Origin of the sequence: Variovorax endophyticus (assembly GCF_025376855.1) — a bacterium.
Lineage (GTDB): Bacteria > Pseudomonadota > Gammaproteobacteria > Burkholderiales > Burkholderiaceae_C > Variovorax.
In genome coordinates, this window is record NZ_JAHUTH010000025.1 from 96,383 (window position 1) to 114,235 (window position 17,853).

At 70.1% G+C, this 17,853-nt stretch carries 17 protein-coding genes; 6 read left to right on the forward strand and 11 right to left on the reverse strand.

The genetic code is table 11. The features are described 5' to 3' along the window. Positions 1-136 precede the first annotated feature (136 nt). From KV106_RS28310 to secA, 4 genes are read right to left on the reverse strand one after another with little or no spacing between them, the layout of a single operon-like run. Positions 137-595 (reverse strand): NUDIX domain-containing protein, encoded by a 459-nt coding sequence (locus KV106_RS28310; protein ID WP_261214030.1) that lies wholly within the window; start codon positions 593-595, stop codon positions 137-139. Continuing rightward, complete coding sequence (locus tag KV106_RS28315) at positions 592-1,467, reverse strand: ATP-binding protein (protein WP_057592109.1); 876 nt, start codon at positions 1,465-1,467, stop codon at positions 592-594. Before KV106_RS28315 ends, KV106_RS28310 begins: the two co-directional genes overlap by 4 nt. Positions 1,468-1,474: 7 nt before the next feature. Next, complete coding sequence (argJ, locus tag KV106_RS28320) at positions 1,475-2,704, reverse strand: bifunctional glutamate N-acetyltransferase/amino-acid acetyltransferase ArgJ (protein ID WP_261214032.1); 1,230 nt, start codon at positions 2,702-2,704, stop codon at positions 1,475-1,477. A gap of 25 nt (positions 2,705-2,729) precedes the next feature. After that, positions 2,730-5,516 (reverse strand): preprotein translocase subunit SecA, encoded by a 2,787-nt coding sequence (gene secA, locus KV106_RS28325; protein WP_261214034.1) that lies wholly within the window; start codon positions 5,514-5,516, stop codon positions 2,730-2,732. Between the two features lie 221 nt (positions 5,517-5,737). Between secA and KV106_RS28330 the strand changes: the two genes are divergently transcribed. The 3 genes from KV106_RS28330 (at position 5,738) to KV106_RS28340 (ending at position 8,268) form a co-directional block, all read left to right on the forward strand. After that, entirely contained in the window at positions 5,738-6,046 is a 309-nt protein-coding gene (locus KV106_RS28330) for a hypothetical protein (RefSeq protein ID WP_057592112.1), read from the forward strand. A gap of 66 nt (positions 6,047-6,112) precedes the next feature. After that, the gene (locus tag KV106_RS28335) at positions 6,113-7,102 is read left to right on the forward strand and encodes an ornithine cyclodeaminase family protein (protein ID WP_261214037.1); all 990 of its coding nucleotides are present in this window, start codon (positions 6,113-6,115) and stop codon (positions 7,100-7,102) included. 23 nt (positions 7,103-7,125) lie between these two features. Then, entirely contained in the window at positions 7,126-8,268 is a 1,143-nt protein-coding gene (locus KV106_RS28340) for a DSD1 family PLP-dependent enzyme (protein WP_261214038.1), read from the forward strand. Between the two features lie 36 nt (positions 8,269-8,304). On the opposite strand, the gene KV106_RS28345 is transcribed toward KV106_RS28340, so the two are convergent. Continuing rightward, entirely contained in the window at positions 8,305-9,447 is a 1,143-nt protein-coding gene (locus tag KV106_RS28345) for a threonine synthase (RefSeq protein ID WP_057591410.1), read from the reverse strand. Positions 9,448-9,479: 32 nt separating this feature from the next. After that, entirely contained in the window at positions 9,480-10,388 is a 909-nt protein-coding gene (locus KV106_RS28350) for an amino acid ABC transporter substrate-binding protein (protein WP_057591409.1), read from the reverse strand. A gap of 164 nt (positions 10,389-10,552) precedes the next feature. Here KV106_RS28350 and KV106_RS28355 point away from each other — a divergent pair, with 164 nt between their 5' ends. Next, a complete protein-coding gene (locus tag KV106_RS28355; protein WP_093341052.1) occupies positions 10,553-11,179 on the forward strand; it encodes a helix-turn-helix transcriptional regulator in 627 nt (208 codons plus the stop codon). Positions 11,180-11,182: 3 nt separating this feature from the next. Here KV106_RS28355 and KV106_RS28360 read toward each other — a convergent pair whose 3' ends face one another. Together KV106_RS28360 and KV106_RS28365 are read right to left on the reverse strand one after the other, a co-directional pair. Further along, on the reverse strand, positions 11,183-12,160 hold the full coding sequence (locus KV106_RS28360) for a Bug family tripartite tricarboxylate transporter substrate binding protein (RefSeq protein ID WP_057591407.1): 978 nt from the start codon (positions 12,158-12,160) through the stop codon (positions 11,183-11,185). 43 nt (positions 12,161-12,203) lie between these two features. Beyond that, positions 12,204-13,409 carry a pyridoxal-phosphate dependent enzyme gene (locus KV106_RS28365; RefSeq protein WP_261214044.1) on the reverse strand — a complete coding sequence of 402 codons (1,206 nt, stop codon included), beginning with the start codon at positions 13,407-13,409 and terminating at the stop codon, positions 12,204-12,206. A 74-nt stretch (positions 13,410-13,483) separates the two neighbouring features. Between KV106_RS28365 and KV106_RS28370 the strand changes: the two genes are divergently transcribed. After that, on the forward strand, positions 13,484-14,404 hold the full coding sequence (locus KV106_RS28370; RefSeq protein ID WP_261214046.1) for a LysR substrate-binding domain-containing protein: 921 nt from the start codon (positions 13,484-13,486) through the stop codon (positions 14,402-14,404). 4 nt (positions 14,405-14,408) lie between these two features. On the opposite strand, the gene KV106_RS28375 is transcribed toward KV106_RS28370, so the two are convergent. Beyond that, the gene (locus KV106_RS28375) at positions 14,409-15,275 is read right to left on the reverse strand and encodes an alpha/beta fold hydrolase (RefSeq protein ID WP_261214048.1); all 867 of its coding nucleotides are present in this window, start codon (positions 15,273-15,275) and stop codon (positions 14,409-14,411) included. A gap of 144 nt (positions 15,276-15,419) precedes the next feature. On the opposite strand from KV106_RS28375, the gene KV106_RS28380 reads away from it, so the two are divergent. Further along, a complete protein-coding gene (locus KV106_RS28380) occupies positions 15,420-16,052 on the forward strand; it encodes a CGNR zinc finger domain-containing protein (RefSeq protein WP_261214049.1) in 633 nt (210 codons plus the stop codon). Here KV106_RS28380 and KV106_RS28385 read toward each other — a convergent pair. Together KV106_RS28385 and KV106_RS28390 are read right to left on the reverse strand one after the other, a co-directional pair. Next, positions 16,039-16,740, reverse strand: coding sequence for a hypothetical protein (locus tag KV106_RS28385; protein ID WP_261214050.1), 702 nt, complete (start codon positions 16,738-16,740; stop codon positions 16,039-16,041). The genes KV106_RS28380 and KV106_RS28385 overlap by 14 nt on opposite strands. A gap of 83 nt (positions 16,741-16,823) precedes the next feature. Beyond that, a complete protein-coding gene (locus tag KV106_RS28390) occupies positions 16,824-17,849 on the reverse strand; it encodes a response regulator transcription factor (RefSeq protein WP_261214051.1) in 1,026 nt (341 codons plus the stop codon). Positions 17,850-17,853: the final 4 nt, after the last annotated feature.

Sequence of the window (17,853 nt, forward strand, 5' to 3'; positions counted from 1 at the left end):
ACGGCCACGGCGCGCAGGCCATCGATGTCGGGGCGGTACTTGGGATGCATCCGTCTCTTGTTCGTTCTTCGCTCAGGCCCGCGGCGCGCGCCGCCGGGGTCCTGGGGGCGGCGCAGGCATCGCCACGCCGCGGCACTCAGGCCAGGGTCGATACGGCCTGGGCCGCCGACGCGGGCAGGCCGCGCTCCTGCACCAGCCATTCGAGCACCGGCAGCGCGCCGGGCAGCACCGGCGCCACGTCCAGCGGCAGGTGCTGCCAGGCCATCTGCTGGCCTTCGCGCATCTCGAAGTCGCCGTGCCAGGCCGTGACCTTGCACCAGTGCAGGCGCACCAGCGCATGCGGGTAGTCGTGCTCGGTCACCTTCCAGACCGTGGCGCCGTCGATGGTGATGCCGAGCTCTTCCTGCAGCTCGCGCCGCAGTGCCTCCTCGACCGTCTCGCCGGCCTCGATCTTGCCGCCCGGAAACTCCCAGTAGCCCGCATAGGGCTTGCCGGGCGGACGGGTCGACAGCAGCAGCGCATCGTCGGCCGTGCGGATCAGCACGCCGACCGCGACCTCGGTGTGCTTGCGCGGCTGACCCGGCTCCGTGCTCATGCGCCGGCCCGTCCCGCGTAATCGCGCGCGAACTGGTAGGCCACGCGACCACTGCGCGAACCGCGCTCGAGCGCCCAGACCAGCGCCTCGGGCCGCGCGGCCTCGATCGCGGCGGCATCGACACCGAACGAGGACAGCCACTGGGCCACGATGGTGAGGTACTCGTTCTGGCTGAACGGGTAGAAGCTGACCCAGAGACCGAAGCGCTCCGACAGCGAGATCTTCTCCTCGATCACCTCGCCCGGATGGACCTCGCCATCTTCGGTGTGGGTGTAGCTGAGGTTGTCCTTCATGTACTCGGGCAGCAGGTGGCGCCGGTTGCTGGTCGCGTAGATCAGCACATTGGGCGTGGCCGCGGCGACCGAGCCGTCGAGGATCGACTTGAGCGCCTTGTAGCCCGGCTCGCCCTCGTCGAAGCTCAGGTCGTCGCTGAAGACGATGAACTTCTCGGGCCGCTGCGACACCACCTCGACGATGTCGGGCAGGTCGGTGAGTTCGGCCTTGTCGACCTCGATCAGGCGCAGGCCCTGCGGCGCGTAGGCCTGCAGGCAGGCGCGGATCAGCGAGGACTTGCCGGTGCCGCGCGCGCCCGTCAGCAGCACGTTGTTGGCCGGCTTGCCCTCGACGAACTGGCGCGTGTTGCGCTCGATCTTGTCCTTCTGGACGTCGATTTCCTTGAGCGAGTCGAGCGCCATCGCGGCCACGTGCCTGACCGGCTCGAGCACGCCATGGCCCGAGCTGCGGCGGCGGTAGCGCCAGGCAATGGAAGCGTTCCAGTCGGCCGGCTCGGCCAGCGGCTGGGGCAGGATCGATTCGATGCGGTTGATGAGCTGCTCGGCGCGCTCGATCAGTCTCTGGAACTGCTCGTTCATCGAAAAATCAGGACCTGTAGTCGGCGTTGATCGACACGTAGTCGTGGCTGAAGTCGCAGGTCCAGACGGTTTCGCTGGCATTGCCGCGGCCGAGGTTCACGCGCACCGTGATCTCGCTTTGCTTCATCACGCGCTGGCCGTCCTCCTCGCGGTAGGCCGGGTTGCGGCCGCCCTTGACCGCCACGTGCACGTCGTCGAGGAACAGGTCGATGCCGGTCTGGTCGAGGTCGGCGATGCCCGCGTAGCCCACGGCCGCGAGGATGCGGCCGAGGTTCGGGTCGCTGGCGTAGAAGGCGGTCTTGACCAGCGGCGAATGCGCGATCGCATAGGCCACCTGGCGGCATTCGGCGGCATCGCGGCCGCCGTCGATCTGCACCGCGATGAACTTGGTCGCGCCTTCGCCGTCGCGCACGATGGCCTGCGCGAGCAGGCGCGCCACGTCCTGCATCGCGGCCACGAGCGCCTGGCCCTCGGCCGAATCGAGCGAGGTGATGGTCGCGTGCGCGGCCTTCTGCGTGGCGATGACCACGAAGGAATCGTTGGTCGAGGTGTCGCCGTCGATGGTCACGCGGTTGAACGAAGCGTCGGCCAGTTGCTTGGCCAGCGGCTGGATCAGCGCCGGGTCGATCTTCGCGTCGGTGGCCATGAAGCCCAGCATGGTCGCCATGTTCGGGTGGATCATGCCGGCGCCCTTGCTGATGCCGGTGACGCTGACCGTGGCGTCGCCGATCCGCACCTGGCGGCTGAAGGCCTTGGGCACGGTGTCGGTGGTCATGATGCCTTCGGCGGCACGGGCCCAGTGGTTATCGGCGGCATCGGCCAGCGCGGCGGGCAGGCCGGCCTCGATGCGGTCGATCGGCAGCGGCTCCATGATCACGCCGGTCGAGAACGGCAGGATCTGCTCGGGCGCCAGGTCGAGCTGGCGCGCCAGCGCGATGCAGGTGGCGCGGGTGCGCGCCAGGCCGTCCTCGCCGGTGCCGGCGTTGGCATTGCCGGTGTTGATCAGCATCGCGCGGATGCCGTGGCCGGCCGCGAGGTGGTCGCGGCAGACCTGCACCGGCGCGGCGCAGAAGCGGTTCTGCGTGAACACGCCGCCGACCGCGGCGCCTTCGTCGATCAGCACGACCGTCAGGTCCTTGCGGTTGGCCTTGCGCACGCCCGCTTCGGCCACGCCGATGCGGACGCCGGGGACCGCGAACAGGGCGGCGGGATCGGGAGCGGACAGGTTCACGGGCATGGCGGTATCTCTTCGGAGTTGCGGGTCAGCTGAGTTTGCCGTGGCAATGTTTATATTTCTTGCCACTGCCGCAGGGGCACGGGTCGTTGCGGCCGACGCGCGCGAAGGCGGCCGCCTCGGCGCTCAGCGTGCCCAGGCCCGCGGCCGCGATGCGGCGCTGGCTTTCCTCGTCGACGCGCACCTCGACCTCGCCGGTCTCGGTGGGCGCCGAATAGGTGATGTTCGAGACGTTCTCGCCGCGGTTCTCCATCGCCTCGGCCGCCTGATCGAGCTGCTCGCTCGACTGCACGCGCACCGTCATGAGCTGGCGCGTGACCTCGTTCTTGACCGAGTCGAGCAACTGGCCGAACAGCTCGAAGGCCTCGCGCTTGTATTCCTGCTTGGGCTGCTTCTGCGCATAGCCGCGCAGGTGGATGCCCTGGCGCAGGTAGTCGAGCGAGGCCAGGTGCTCGCGCCAGTGGGTGTCGATGCTCTGCAGCAGCACCATGCGCTCGAACTGCGTGAAGTTCTCGGCGCCGATCAGCGCGACCTTGGCGTCGAAGGTCTCGTTGGCGGCCTGCACCACCTTCTCGACGATGTCCTCGTCGGAGATGGCCTCGGAGCCCTCGACGATCTTCGCGAGCGGCATGTCGATGCCCCACTCGTTGAACAGGGCCTGCTCGAGCGCCGGGATGTCCCACTGCTCTTCCACCGACTCGGCCGGCACGTACTGGCGCACCAGGTCGGTGAAGCAGCCTTCGCGCAGCGCCGCGATCTGCGCGCCGAGGTCGCCGGCGTCGAGGATGTCGTTGCGCTGCTGGTAGATCACCTTGCGCTGGTCGTTCGACACGTCGTCGTACTCGAGCAGCTGCTTGCGGATGTCGAAGTTGCGCGCCTCGACCTTGCGCTGCGCGCTCTCGATGCTGCGCGTGACGATGCCGGCCTCGATGGCTTCGCCGTCGGGCATCTTCAGGCGATCCATGATCGCCTTCACGCGGTCGCCCGCGAAGATGCGCATCAGCGGATCGTCCAGGCTCAGGTAGAAGCGCGAGGAGCCCGGGTCGCCCTGGCGGCCCGAACGGCCGCGCAGCTGGTTGTCGATGCGGCGCGACTCGTGGCGCTCGGTGGCGATGATGCGCAGGCCGCCGAGCGACTTCACGAACTCGTGATCGTTGTTCCACTCGGCGCGGATGTGCTCGATGTCGGCCTTCTTCGCGGCCTCGTCGCGGCCTTCGTCGGCCTCGACCGCCTCGATCATCTTCTCGATGTTGCCGCCCAGCACGATGTCGGTACCGCGGCCGGCCATGTTGGTCGCGATCGTGATCATCTTGGTGCGGCCGGCCTGCGCCACGATGTCGGCCTCGCGCGCATGCTGCTTGGCGTTGAGCACCTGGTGCGGCAGGCCCGCCTGCGTGAGCAGGCCGTCGATGATCTCGGAGTTCTCGATCGAGGAGGTGCCCACCAGCACCGGCTGGCCGCGCTCGTAGCACTCGCGGATGTCCTGGATCGCCGCCTCGTACTTCTCGCGCGTGGTCTTGTAGACGCGGTCGAGCTGGTCGTCGCGCTTGCTCACGCGGTTCGGCGGGATGATCATGGTTTCCAGGCCGTAGATCTCCTGGAATTCGTAGGCCTCGGTGTCGGCCGTGCCGGTCATGCCGGCGAGCTTGCCGTACAGGCGGAAGTAGTTCTGGAAGGTGATCGAGGCCAGGGTCTGGTTCTCGGCCTGGATCTCCACGCCTTCCTTGGCTTCCACGGCCTGGTGCAGGCCGTCGCTCCAGCGGCGCCCGGTCATCAGGCGGCCGGTGAACTCGTCGACGATCACCACCTCGCCCTGCTGCACCACGTAGTGCTGGTCGCGGTGGTAGAGGTGACGGGCACGCAGCGCCGCGTTCAGGTGGTGCATCAGCGTGATGTTGGCCGGGTCGTAGAGCGAGGCGCCCTCGGGCAGCAGCTTGAATTCGCCGAGGATGCGCTCGGCGTTCTCGTGGCCGTCCTCGGTCAGGAACACCTGGTGCGTCTTCTCGTCGACCGTGAAGTCGCCGGGCACCGTGACGCCCTCGCCGGTGCGCGGGTCGGCTTCGCCTTCCTGCTTCTTGAGCAGCGGCACCACCTTGTTGATCGCGAGGTACAGGTCGGTGTGGTCCTCGGCCTGGCCGCTGATGATCAGCGGCGTGCGGGCCTCGTCGATCAGGATCGAGTCCACCTCGTCGACGATCGCGTAGTTCAGCTTGCGCTGAACCCGGTCGCCGGGCTCGTAGACCATGTTGTCGCGCAGGTAGTCGAAGCCGTACTCGTTGTTGGTGCCGTAGGTGATGTCGCTGCCGTAGGCGGCCTGCTTCTCCTCGCGCGGCATCTGCGGCAGGTTGATGCCGACCGTGAGGCCGAGGAAGTTGTAGAGGCGGCCCATCCAGGTCGCGTCGCGGTTGGCCAGGTAGTCGTTGACCGTCACCACGTGCACGCCCTGGCCCGACAGCGCGTTCAGGTACACCGGCAGCGTGGCGGTCAGCGTCTTGCCTTCGCCGGTGCGCATTTCGGAGATCTTGCCGTTGTGCAGCGCCATGCCGCCGAGCAGCTGGACGTCGAAGTGGCGCATCTTCATCACGCGCTTGGAGCCCTCGCGCACGGTGGCGAAGGCTTCGGGCAGCAGGTCGTCGAGGCTCTCGCCCTTGGCGATGCGGTCCTTGAATTCCTGGGTCTTGGCGCGCAGCGCGTCGTCGCTCAGTTTTTCGAATTCGGGTTCGAGCGCGTTGATGCGCGCCACCGTCTTGCGGTACTGCTTGAGCAGCCGATCGTTGCGACTGCCGAAGATCTGGGTCAGGAAGTTGGTGGCCATGGGTGGAGGTGGGCGGGCACCTGACACGACAGGCACTGCGACCGGATTCCCTAAGATATGGTGAGAGCAGTTGGGCGCACCGCCTTCAAAAGCAAGCCTTCGAAGCCGGAAGCCCGTGCCGGTTATCGGGTAGTCGGGTTATCGGGTTTGAACGATTTTCCCGGCGGGACCGCCGGCAAACCGGGCATTTTAGCTGTCTTGTTTCACCCACAGAATTACGAATGAATCGCCGTTCCACGCCCCCGTTCACGCTGCAGCAGGCGGCCGAGGATTCGCCCACGCTGGCGAGCCTGATCGCCCGTGCGCGCGACGCCGGCGACCGGCTGCGCGCGGTCGAGGAATTGATCCCGCCGCTGATGCGCCCCGCCATCCAGGCCGGTCCGGCCGAGGGCGACGAATGGTGCCTGCTGGTCAAGGGCAGCGCCGCGGCCGCCAAGCTGCGCCAGCTGGCACCGATGCTCGTGACCCGGCTGCGCAACCGCGGCTGGGAGATCCGCAGCATCCGCATCAAGGTACAGACCGGACGCTGAAGCCCGCGGCGGCCGGCCGCCTTCCTTGCATTTTACTTTTCGTCTGGAATTGGATAATATTTCCAGATGAATGAAGCTCCATCGTCGCCCGCCGACGCCTCGCTGCTGCTGCTCGACCGGCACCAGGTCGACGCCCTGCTCGCTCCCGAGGGAGTGCTCGAGGCCGTGCGCGAGGCCTTCGTGCTGCACAGCGCGCGCGAGGGCCGGGTGTTTCCGGTGGTGCGCGAGCCGCTGGCCAGCGGCGGCGTGTTCGGCATCAAGTCGGGCGACGTGCCCGCGCAGGGGCTGCTCGGCTTCAAGGCCGCGGGCTTCTGGCCGGCCAACCGCGCGCGCGGCGGCGAGCCCCACCAGGCCACGATCCTGCTGATCGACCCGCTGACCGGCCGGCCGCAATGCCTGATCGACGGCAACGCGGTCACCACGCTGCGCACCGGCGCGGCCGGCGCGCTGGGCCTGCGCACGCTCGCGCGGCCCAACAGCACGCGCGCCTGCGTCTTCGGCACCGGCGTGCAGGCGCGGGTGCAGCTCGAGTTCGCGCTGCGCACCCTGCCCGCGCTGGCCGAGGTGCGCTATGTGAGCGCCCGCGGCGGGCGCGACGCCAACTTCGAGGCCGCCTTCGCCGCGCGCTGCGCGATAGCGCCGGCGGCCGACCGCCACGAGGCCGTGGCCCACAGCGACCTCGTGATCACCGCCACGCCCGGCGCCGGCGCGCTGTTCGACCTGGAGGCCGTGCAACCCGGCACCCATCTGAACTGCGTGGGCGCCGACACGCGCGGCAAGCGCGAGCTGCCCGACGGCCTGCTGCCGCGCGTGCGCCTCGTCGTCGACGACCGCGTGCAGGCACGGCAGATCGGCGAGACCCAGTGGGCACCCGACACCGCCAGCATCGAGCTCGGCGACCTGCTCTCGGGCCGCGCGGCCTTCGAACGCGCCGCCGACGACATCACCGTGTTCGACATGACCGGCCTCGCGCTGCAGGACCTGACCGTGGCGCGCATGCTGCAGCGGCGCGCGGCCGCGACCGGCACCGGCACGCGCATCGCCTGGCCCTGGTAATTCCCTCCTCGTCCCTCCCCGCCATGACCACCACCCCCTCCCTCGCCGAGCTCGACACCCCCGCCGCCCTGATCGACCTGCCGCGCATGCAGCGCAACATCGCGCGCATGCAAGAGCGCATGAACGCGCTGGGCGTGCGCTTCCGTCCGCACGTGAAGACCAGCAAGTGCACGCCGGTCGCACGGGCGCAGCTCGCGGCGGGCGCGCAGGGCATCACGGTCTCCACGCTCAAGGAGGCGGCGCAGTTCCATGCCGACGGCATCGACGACATCCTCTACGCGGTGGGCATGGCCGCGGCCAAGCTGCCGCAGGCGCTCGCGCTGCGGCGCGCGGGCTGCCGGCTGAAGATCATCACGGACAGCCTGGCCTCGGCCCGCGCCATCGCCGATTTCGGCCGCGCGCAGGGCGAGGCCTTCGAGGTGCTGATCGAGATCGACACCGACGGCCACCGCTCGGGCATCAAGCCCGGCGAGGCCGCGCTGCTCGAGGTCGGGCGCGTGCTGCATGAGGGCGGCATGCGGCTCGCGGGCGTGCTCACGCATGCGGGCTCGAGCTACGAGCTCGACACGCCCGAGGCGCTGGCGGCCATGGCCGAGCAGGAACGCGCGGGCTGCGTGCAGGCCGCCGAGCGGCTGCGCGCGGCCGGCCTGCCCTGCGCGGTGGTCAGCGTGGGCTCCACGCCCACCGCGCTGTCGGCCGCGCGGCTCGACGGCGTGACCGAGGTGCGCGCCGGCGTCTACGTGTTCTTCGACCTCGTGATGCACAACATCGGCGTCTGCGCGCCCGAGGACATCGCGCTGAGCGTGCTGGCCACCGTCATCGGCCACCAGGCCGAGAAGGGCTGGGCCATCCTCGATGCCGGCTGGATGGCGATGAGCCGCGACCGCGGCACCGCGAAGCAGAAGCACGACTTCGGCTACGGCCAGGCCTGCGACCTCGAGGGCCGCGTGATCGAAGGCTATGTGCTGAGCGGCGCGAACCAGGAGCACGGCATCCTGTCGCTGGCGGACGGCACGGCCGCGGACATCGTCGAACGCTTCCCGATCGGCACGCGGCTGCGCATCCTGCCCAACCATGCCTGCGCGACCGGTGCCCAGTTCCCCGAATACCAGGCACTCGCGCAGGACGGCAGCCTGCGCGCCTGGCCGCGCCTGCACGGCTGGTAAAGCGAGCGCCCCGCTGCGCGCGGGGTGCCCGGTCGATCAGCCGGCCGCCCCCGCAAACAGCTCGGTCATGAACTGCGTCGACTTGAGACCGGTGCCGGTCAGCAGCACCACCGTCTTCTCGCCCGCGCGGATCTCGCCGCGCTGCTCCAGCAGTTCGATGGCGGCAGCGGCCGACGAAGAGGTCGGCTCGGCATAGAGCCCCGTCGCCGCCAGCCGCCGCACGGCCGCCGCGATCTGTTCCTCGGTCAGCGCCACCGTGCCGCCGCGCGTCTCGCGCAGCGCCTGCAGGATCTCGCGCAGCCGCACCGGCCGCTTGATCGCCGTGCCCTCGGCGATGGTCGGCGCCACCGCGCGCTCGACCAGCGTCTCTACACCGGCCGTGAAGCTCGCATCGATCGGCGAGCAGTTCAGCGGCTGCGCGACGAAGATGCGCGGCAGCCGGCGGATCTGCCCGGCCGCCAGCAGCTCCTGGAAGCCGATGTGGCAACCCAGCACGTTGCTGCCCGCGCCGGCCGGAATGATCACGTTGTCGGGCGCCTCGAAGCCCAGGTCCTCCCAGAGCTCGTAGGCCAGCGTCTTCGTGCCCTGCAGAAAGAACGGGTGCCAGTTGTGGCTCGCGTAGAAGATCTCGGAGGACTGGCGCACCGCCTCTTCCTCGGAAGCCTCGCGCGGGCCGGGCACGAGCTGCACCTCGGCGCCGAAGGCGCGGATCTGCGCCACCTTGGGCGCGGGCGTGTAGGCGGGCGCGAGCACCTTCACGCGCAGGCCCGCGGCGGCACCGGAGGCGGCGATCGCGGCGCCGCCATTGCCCGAGCTGTCCTCGAGCACCGCGTCGACGCCGATCTGGCGCAGGAAGGACATCATCACGGCCGCGCCGCGGTCCTTGAAGCTGCAGGTCGGGTTGAACCACTCGAGCTTGAAGAAGGGCTCGAGCCCGCCCCAGCGCTTCTGCACGAGCGGCGTGCAGCCCTCGCCCAGGCTCGCGGGCTGCTCGATGGCCACCGGCAGCGCCGCGCGGTAGCGCCACAGCGAGCGCACGCGCGTGTCGATGTCGTCGCGCGAGATGCCGGGCAGCGGCGTGATCATCATCGGATGGCCGTCGTCGGAGCGCCAGCGGCGCTCGAGCAGGCCGTGGGTGCGGCCGGTGCGGGGGTCGATGTAGTGCGGGGTGTTCGGCATGGATCGGGTCCTTCGTTGCTTGATGAATGGATTCAGCGGGCCTGGTAGGCCTCGGAGGGGTTGTCGTTCGGCGCCGCGATCGCCTGGCGCAGCGCGGCGCTCATCGGCAGGTTCAGCGCCGCGTTGCGCGGCGGGATCGGCTGCACGAACCACTTGTCGTAGAGCTTCGCGAGCTCGCCGTCGGCCATCAGCCGGCGCAGCTGGGCATCGACCGCGGCCTTGAAGGCCGGGTCGTCGCGCCGCAGCATGATCGCGATCGGCTCCACCGCGAAGGTCTCGCCCGCGATGCGGAAGTCGCCCGGCGTGCGCGCGCTCGCGATGTTGCCCGCGAGGATGTTGTCGTCGTCGATCCAGGCGTCGGCGCGGCCGGTCTGCAGCATGAGGAAGCTGTCGCCCGTGTCCTTGCCGTAGACCTCCTGGAACTCGACGCCGGCCGCCTTCTTGTGCAGCCGCGCGGTCTTCACCGCGCTCGAGCCCGAGGTCACGACCACCGTCCTGCCCTGCAACTGCGCGATCGAGGCGATGCCCGACTTCGCGGCCACCGCGAGCCGCACCTCGGTGACGTAGGTGGTGAGCGCGAACGCCACCTCCTTCTGGCGCGCCGCGTTGTTGGTGGTGGTGCCGCACTCGAGGTCGACCGTGCCGTTGCGCACCAGCGGAATGCGGTTCGACGAGGTCACGGGCTGGTAGTCGATGGCCAGCGCGGGCAGCCGCTGCGCCTCGCGCAGGCCGGCGATCACGCGCTCGCAGAGCTCGACGTGGTAGCCGGTGTAGCGGCCCGCGCCCAGCGCATAGGACAGCGGCGCGCCCGAGTCGCGCACGCCCATCGCGATGCGGCCGCTGTCGGCGAGCTTGCGCAGGGTGTCGGCCGAGGCCGGGCCGGCACCGGCGGCCAGCAGCGAGAGGACGAGGACAGGGAACGCCAGACGGATCTTCTTCATGGGTTTCTCCGAGCAGAGAAAGAAAGAGGGAAGTCGGCGCGCCGCCCGCGAAGGCGGCCGCCGGAGGGCACCGCGGTTCCAGACAATATATCCATTAATGTACTTTTTGTACAGTTTTGGTACGCGATTGGATGCTTCGTCCAGACCTGGATACATTCACCCGCATGAAGAAGAAGTCCGACAAGCACCTGCTCGAGATGCTCGACCACATCGCCGAGGGCCTGGGCCAGACCTTCGCGCCCTTCTGCGAGGTGGTGGTGCACGACCTGCGCAATCCCGAGAACGCGATCCATGCGATCGAGAACGGCCTGAGCGGCCGGCAGGTCGGCCAGTCGGTCACCGAGCTCGGGCTCGCGCGCATCCGCGATCCCGAATTCCCGGCCGTGATCGCGAACTACGCCAATGCCTTTCCCGACGGCCGCAAGGTCAAGAGCACCTCGATCGGCATCAAGGACGAGCACGGCGAGTACGTGGCCGCGCTGTGCCTGAACGTGGACCTGACCCTGTTCCAGAGCTTCCAGAGCGCGATGTCGCAGTTCACGCGCATCGACGACAGCGAGGTGCGCGAGCACCTCGAGCCGGGCAGCGGCCAGTCCGAGCGCATCCATGCGCGCATCGACGCCTTCGCGGCCGCGCGCGCGACCACGCCGCGCTCGCTCAAGCCGGCCGACCGCAAGCAGCTGGTGCAGGAACTGAAGAAGGAAGGCTTTCTCGAGATCCGCCGCGGCGCCGAGATCGCGGCCGCGCACATGGGCGTGTCGCGCGCCACCGTCTACAGCGACGCCCGCTAGAAGCTACTGCGGCTGCAGCCCGATCTCGCGCGCCACGCGCTGCCAGCGCTCGGCCTCGGCGCGCATGAAGGCACGCAGCTCGCCGGTGGTCGAGCCGCGCAGCTGCACGCCGAGCGCCGACATGCGCTCCTTCACCGAGGCATGGGCCAGCGCCGCGACGGCTTCGGCGCGCAGCTTCTCGACCACGTCGAGCGGCGTGGTGGCGGGCGCGACCAGCGCCCACCACTGGTCGATCTCCATGCCCGCGAGGCCGCTCTCGGTCAGCGCGGGCACGCCCTGCAGGCCCGGGATGTCCACGCGCTTCGTGCTCGCCACCAGCAGCGGCCGGATGCGGCGCGCGCCCACCAGGCTCGAGCCGCTGGCCAGGGTCGCGAAATGGCCGGCCACCGTGCCCGCGGCCACGTCGGTGAGCGCGGGCGCCGAGCCGCGGTACGGGACCATGTTGAAACGGATCCTCGAGCGCTGCGCCAGCAGCTCGCCCGCGAGATGGCTCACGGTGCCCGCGCCGCTGTGCGCGATCGCGGGCGGCGCGGCGCTGGCGGCGGCCGTCTTCATGAAGCTGCGGAAGTCCTTGCTGCCCTCGTCCATGCCCGCGAACAGCACCAGCGGCGAGGTGCCGATCATGGTCACCGGCGTGAAGTCGCGCAGCAGGTCGTAGGGCAGCTTCGCGGTCACGGCCGGCGCGATGGCATGCGGCAGCTCGACGATGACCAGCGTGTAGCCGTCGGGCGGCGCCTTGGCGGCGGCATCGGTACCGATCTGGCCGGCCGCGCCCGGCCGGTTGTCGACGATCACCGACTGGCCCAGCGTCTGGCTCATGCGTTGCGCCATGGCGCGTGCGATGGCATCGGTGCTGCCGCCCGCGGCCCAGGGCACGACCAGCTTCACGGGCCGGTCGGGAAAGGCGCCCGCCCGGGCGTTGCCGGTGGCGCCCAGCAGGGCGCCTGCCGATGAAACGGCAAGGAAGGTACGTCGGCGCATCGCGTGCTCCGTGAACGAGGGACGAAGGAAGAAAGAACCGGTCTCAGACCGACGGATCGGGCCAGCTCGGATCGCAGGCGGCGCTCGCGGTCAGCATCAGCACCACGTGCGCATCGGCCGCCACCAGGCCGTTGTCGCGCAACTGCCGCAGCGCGCCCAGGCCCGCGGCCGCGCAGAGTTCGGCGCTCACGCCGGCGGCCGTCAGCAGCCGGCGCGCGGCGCGCGCCTCGTCGTCGCTGACCACCACCGCGCCGCCCGCGGTGGCGGTGGCGGCCTGCCATTGCAGGTAGGTGACGGTGGCACCCGCGGTCGAGAACTGCGCCGTGTGGCCCGGGTAGCTGCCGTTGACGGCGCCGCCCGCGAGCACGCGCGACAGCCGCGGGAACGGCTCCACCAGCCACAGCCGCGGCAGCCGCGCGATGCGCCCGGCCGCCAGCAGGTCGCGAAAGCCCGCGTAGATGCCCCAGGCCAGGTCGCCGCGCGCGGTCGGCACCACGATGTGGTCGGGCAGGCCACCCTCGGCCAGGCATTCGGCCGCGATCGGTTTGTAGCCCTCGATCGCGAGCGGCGCGCTGCCCAGCGCGGGCAGCCGGTAGTTGGTGAGCGCGAAGTAGCCCGGGTGCTGCGCGCGCTCGCGCACGAAGGCCCAGCGGCCCGCGTTGTCGGAGAAGGCGTAGCGCCGCGCGCCGAGCGCGTCGAGCTGGCGCGCGTAGGCCGCCGGCAGGCCCTCGTAGCCCGCGACCTCGCAGGACAGGCCCGCGGCCCAGGCATAGTGGGCCGCCGAGACCGCGGCATTGCCCGAGGAGGCCAGCACCAGCGTGTGGGCGCCGGCTTCCAGCGCCTGCGCCACGCCGACGGCGGTCATGCGGTCCTTGTGCGAGCCGGTCGGGTTGACCGATTCGTCCTTGAGCGCCAGCCGCGCCACGCCGAGGCGCTGCGCCAGTTCGGGCAGTTCGCGCAGCGGCGTGCTGCCTTCGCCGAGCGTGAAGCCCGGCAGGTAGGGCATCGGGAGGCCGGCGTCGGTGCCCGGCAGGTAGCTGGCCCGCAGGCCGATGTGCATGCCCATGCTGCGGCAGGCCGGGCAGCCTTCGTTGAGCGAGGTCACCGGATAGAGCGTCTCGCAGCGCAGGCACTGGAGGCCGCGCAGTTGCGGGTTGCGCAACGGCCGCGCGGCATCGGCCGCGAGGGCCTCGTCCGCGGCGTCGGAGGAAAGGTCGGCGGGCAAGATGTCGAGCGCTTGGAGTGTCATGGCGGGCCGAATCTTATGCGTTCGGAAATAAAATCAGAATGCCCAAAATACTCAACCGATAACGGAACTTATCGATGCGATTTGCGGAGATCGAGACTTTCCGGGCGCTGATGCGCAGCAGTTCCACGCGCAAGGCCGCGGCGCTGCTGCATGTGACGCAACCGGCGATCAGCCAGTCGCTCAAGCGGCTCGAGACGCAGGCGGGCATGCAGCTGTTCCAGCGCACCGGCGGGCGGCTGGTGCCCACACCCGAGGCGCGTGCGCTGTGGGTGGAGGTGGAGCGCGTGTTCATCGGCATGGACGCGATCGAGCACCGGGTGCGCAGCCTGCGCGACTTCGGCACCAACCAGCTCGAGCTCAGCTGCTACCCGGCCTTCGGGCTGGGCTTCATGCCGCGCGCGCTCGAGCGCTTCAAGGCACACCGCGGCGCGAGCGCCTGGCCGCAGGTGTCGCTGCAGGTGCTGAGTTCCAAGGACGTGCGCGACCGGGTCTCGATGGGCATCTCCGACTTCGGCCTGATGGCCGACGAGCTCTCGCTCGAGGGCCTCGAGCATTCGACCTTCGCGCATTTCCCGGGCGTGGTCGTGATGCCGCAGGGCCATGCGCTCGCGCGCTTCAGGAGCATCGAGCCCGAGCAGCTGGTGGAGGCGCCCTTCCTCGCGCTCAACCCCGAGGACCCCTCGCACCGCCGGCTCGAGGCCGCGCTGGCGCAGAAGAGCCTGGCGCTGCGCATGGTGGTGCAGACGCCCTACGCCGCCAGCGTCTGCGAGATGGCGCTGCGCGGGCTCGGCGTAGGCCTGGTCAATCCGATCACCGCGCTCGACTATGCCGAGCGCGGCCTGGTGGCGCGCAAGCTGTCGGTCGACATCTCCTTCGCCTGCATCCTCGCGCTGCCGGCCGGCAAGGTGCTGTCGTCGACCGCGCGCGACTTCCTCTCGGTGATGCGCCAGCAACTGGCCGACGACGAGAAGCGCATGCAACGCTACCTGCGCTGAGCCTTCAGCCCTCGGCCGGCAGCCGGCCGAGGAAATCGCCGATCGCCGCGCCGATCTCCGCCGCATGCGTCTCGAGCGCGAAGTGGCCGGTGTCGAGGAAGCGCACCTGCGCGTTCGGGTTGTCGGTCTTGAAGGCCTCGGCGCCCGGCGGCAGGAAGAAGGGATCGTTGCGGCCCCAGACCGCGAGGAAGGGCGGACGGTGGCTGCGGAAGTAGTCGTGGAACTTCGGATACAGCGCCACGTTGTTCGCGTAGTCGAGGAACAGGTCGAGCTGGATCTCGATGTTGTCGGGCCGCTGCATCAGCGCCCAGTCGAGCTCCCAGGCCTCGGGCGCCACCTGCAGCGGATCGGGCGTGCCGTGCACGTACTGCCAGCGCGTGGCCTCGTGCGTGAGCTGGGCCGCGCGCACGGCCTCGCGGTTGGCCGCGTTCGGCTCGCGCCAATAGGTGCGCAGCACGCCCCAGCCCTCGCTCAGGCCCTGCTCGTAGGCATTGCCGTTCTGCGACACGATCGCGCTCACCCGCTCGGGCCGCGACAGCGCGAGCCGGAAGCCCACGGGCGCGCCGTAGTCGAACACGTAGAGCGCGTAGCGATGCAGCCCGAGCGCGTCGGTGAAGCCTTCGATCACCTTGGCGAGGTTGTCGAAGCTGTAGGCGAAGGCCGGCCGCGCGGGCGACTCGGTGAAGCCGAAGCCCGGCAGGTCGGGCGCGACGATGTGGAAGCGGTCCGCCAGCAGCGGAATCAGGTTGCGGAACATGTGCGACGAGCTCGGGAAGCCGTGCAGCAGCAGCAAGGTGGGCCGCGAGGGATCGCCAGCCTCGCGATAGAAGACCTTGTGCGCGCCGACGGCGACGGTGTGGAAACGAACCATGGGGAAGACTCCTGCAAGCCGATGGCGGCGCCCGGGGACTCCCGGGCTTGAATAACCTGCTAACGACGTTTTTAAAGGTTATTCATGGTTGAGTAACCTGTCAATCTATTTTTTGACGGTTATCATCGCGCCAGGAGTTTCGCCATGACCACCACCGCCGCCCCCATGCCCGCGCCCTTCGTCGGCGACCATCTCGCGCTCGATTTCGTCAACAGCACTGCCACGCCCGACGGCGTGCGCGTCGAATGGCTGGCCGATGGCGCGGCACTGCTGCAATGGCTGCTGGCGGCGAAGCTGATCGCGCCGGCCGATGCCGAGCGGCTGCGGGCCGCCAAGGGCGGCGCGGCCGCGCTCGATGCGGTGGCGCAACGCGCGCGCGAACTGCGCGACGGTTTCCGGCACTTCGCCGAACGCCATGCGGGCCGGCCGCTCGACACGGAGGCGGCGGCCGAGCTCGGGGCCCTGAACCGCCTGCTCGCGCAGGACAGCAGCCATGTGGAGGTCGCGGCCGACCCCGAGGGCGGCGGCCTGCGGCTGCGCCGCGTCGAGCCCTTCTCGACGCCCGATCAGCTGCTGCAGCCGATCGCGCGGGCCATGGCCGCGCTGCTGTGCGACGAGGGTTTCGAATGGGTGCGCGCCTGCGAAGGCCACGCCTGCACGCTGATGTTCCTGGACCGCACCAAGACCCACTCGCGCCGCTGGTGCAGCATGGCCTCGTGCGGCAACCGCGCGAAGGCAGCCGCGCACCGGGCGCGGCGCAACCTCACTTCCAGCTGAACTCGTGGTTCAGGCCGATCACGACCCCGCGCACGCCCTGTGGCCCGGTGCGTGAGGCGCTGAGGTCGAGGCTGATCAGCGGCGTGAGGTTGACCCGCGCCCCCACGCGCGAGGTCCACAGCCGCGAGACCCGGCTGCGCTCGGCGATCAGCGACAGCGTGTCGTTGAGCGCCCACTCGCAGGCCAGCCCGCCGCGCGCCGTGCGCTGGCCGGTGCCGGGCGCCCAGTCGGCGCCGAGGTTGGCGTGGATCTGCAGCTCCGGCGTAGGGCGCCAGCTGACCGGCACCACGAGCTGCCCGCCCGTGCGGCCGCCGGTGCGGAAATCCGACACCGTGCCGGCCGAGATCGCGGCGCTCCAGGTGGCATCGGGCGCCGGGCCGAAGAAATTCCACTTGATCTGCGGCCCGCCGGTGACCGTGCGCACGCCCAGCGTCGACAGCCGGTCGAGGTTGAAGCCCAGCTCCACGGGACCGATGCGGCAGGCCGGGCCCAGGTGGAAGCCGATGACCGGCTCGGGGCCGGTGCGGCCCCACCAGGTCTCGTACTGGCACTGGCCCGGATCGAGGGTGGCGGCATCGTCGATGTCGAAATGGCCGGCCGCGTGCGCGCCCGCGCCGGCCCACAGGCCGCAGGCGGCCAGCAGCCATCCGATGCGCATCCCTCTGGTGGCGTGTTCCTTGTTCTTCATCGCGGGCGTTCCGGTGAACCGGCGCGCGATTCTAGGCAGGCGGAAAGTCGGCGGCGTGACGCCGCCGCCCGAACGCTGGAACGCTAGATCTCGAACTGCGGCTGCAGCTCGCGGATGCGCTTGATCGCCACGCCGGCCGCGGCCGTGCGCGTCTCCACGCCGAGCTTCACGTAGACGCGCTCGAGGTGCTTCTTCGCCGTGGCCGGGCTGCTGCCGAGGATCTCGCCGATGTCCTTGTTGGTCTTGCCCTTGACCACCCAGTAGAGCACCTCGGCCTCGCGCGCCGTGAGCTTGAGGCTCAGGCTCATGGCCTCGATCACGGCGGTGTCGGACACCTCGCGCATGATGATCATCCACTCGTCGCCGTCGTCGTCGTGCCCGGTCTGCTGGTGCAGCCGCAGCGTGAGGCTGCTGGCGCCCTGCGCGATCGACAGCGCCGGCGGCTCCACGCCGCGCTGGCGCGCCGCCGGCGCATGGCTGCGCAGCCAGTCGAGCACGGCGGCCGGGGTCTCGGGCGCGCGCGTCTCGCAGTAGCGCTGCAGCAGGTCGCGCGCCAGCGCCGTCTGCCAGATCAGCCGGCCCTCGGGCAGCCGCACCGTGATGCTGGCGTAGCCGAAGGCGTCGAGCGCGTTGCGCGCCTGGCCGGCCTGGCGCGCCACCTGGCGCGCGCGCCGGGCGCCCTGCAGGTGCACGTTCATGCGCGCCAGCACCTCCTTGGGCTTGATCGGCTTGGTCACGTAGTCCACGCCGCCGGCCTCGAGCGCGGCCACCAGGTGCTCGGTCTCGGTCAGGCCGGTCATGAAGACGATCGGGATGTGCGACGTCATCCCGTCGGCCTTGAGCCGACGCGCGACCTCGAAGCCGTCGATGCCCGGCATCATCGCGTCGAGCAGCACGATGTCGGGCCGCGCCTGCGCGGCGCGCTGCAAGGCCTGCTCGCCGTTGGTGGCAATCAGCACCGTGTAGCCCGATTCGTCGAGCGCGTCGTGCAGCACCGCGAGGTTGTCGGGCACGTCGTCCACGATCAGCACCAGGTCGCTGTTGGCGCTCTTGTCGCGCAGCGACTGCGCGAGCGGCACGGGTTCGACAGGGGGGACCGGTGTATTCATCTGT

Bases quoted from the DNA above. Each gene is read 5' to 3' on its own strand.
- KV106_RS28310 (WP_261214030.1), bottom strand. From the start codon at position 595: ATGAGCACGGAGCCGGGTCAGCCGCGCAAGCACACCGAGGTCGCGGTC.
- KV106_RS28315 (WP_057592109.1), bottom strand. From the start codon at position 1,467: ATGAACGAGCAGTTCCAGAGACTGATCGAGCGCGCCGAGCAGCTCATC.
- argJ (WP_261214032.1), bottom strand. From the start codon at position 2,704: ATGCCCGTGAACCTGTCCGCTCCCGATCCCGCCGCCCTGTTCGCGGTC.
- secA (WP_261214034.1), bottom strand. From the start codon at position 5,516: ATGGCCACCAACTTCCTGACCCAGATCTTCGGCAGTCGCAACGATCGG.
- KV106_RS28330 (WP_057592112.1), top strand. From the start codon at position 5,738: ATGAATCGCCGTTCCACGCCCCCGTTCACGCTGCAGCAGGCGGCCGAG.
- KV106_RS28335 (WP_261214037.1), top strand. From the start codon at position 6,113: ATGAATGAAGCTCCATCGTCGCCCGCCGACGCCTCGCTGCTGCTGCTC.
- KV106_RS28340 (WP_261214038.1), top strand. From the start codon at position 7,126: ATGACCACCACCCCCTCCCTCGCCGAGCTCGACACCCCCGCCGCCCTG.
- KV106_RS28345 (WP_057591410.1), bottom strand. From the start codon at position 9,447: ATGCCGAACACCCCGCACTACATCGACCCCCGCACCGGCCGCACCCAC.
- KV106_RS28350 (WP_057591409.1), bottom strand. From the start codon at position 10,388: ATGAAGAAGATCCGTCTGGCGTTCCCTGTCCTCGTCCTCTCGCTGCTG.
- KV106_RS28355 (WP_093341052.1), top strand. From the start codon at position 10,553: ATGAAGAAGAAGTCCGACAAGCACCTGCTCGAGATGCTCGACCACATC.
- KV106_RS28360 (WP_057591407.1), bottom strand. From the start codon at position 12,160: ATGCGCCGACGTACCTTCCTTGCCGTTTCATCGGCAGGCGCCCTGCTG.
- KV106_RS28365 (WP_261214044.1), bottom strand. From the start codon at position 13,409: ATGACACTCCAAGCGCTCGACATCTTGCCCGCCGACCTTTCCTCCGAC.
- KV106_RS28370 (WP_261214046.1), top strand. From the start codon at position 13,484: ATGCGATTTGCGGAGATCGAGACTTTCCGGGCGCTGATGCGCAGCAGT.
- KV106_RS28375 (WP_261214048.1), bottom strand. From the start codon at position 15,275: ATGGTTCGTTTCCACACCGTCGCCGTCGGCGCGCACAAGGTCTTCTAT.
- KV106_RS28380 (WP_261214049.1), top strand. From the start codon at position 15,420: ATGACCACCACCGCCGCCCCCATGCCCGCGCCCTTCGTCGGCGACCAT.
- KV106_RS28385 (WP_261214050.1), bottom strand. From the start codon at position 16,740: ATGAAGAACAAGGAACACGCCACCAGAGGGATGCGCATCGGATGGCTG.
- KV106_RS28390 (WP_261214051.1), bottom strand. From the start codon at position 17,849: ATGAATACACCGGTCCCCCCTGTCGAACCCGTGCCGCTCGCGCAGTCG.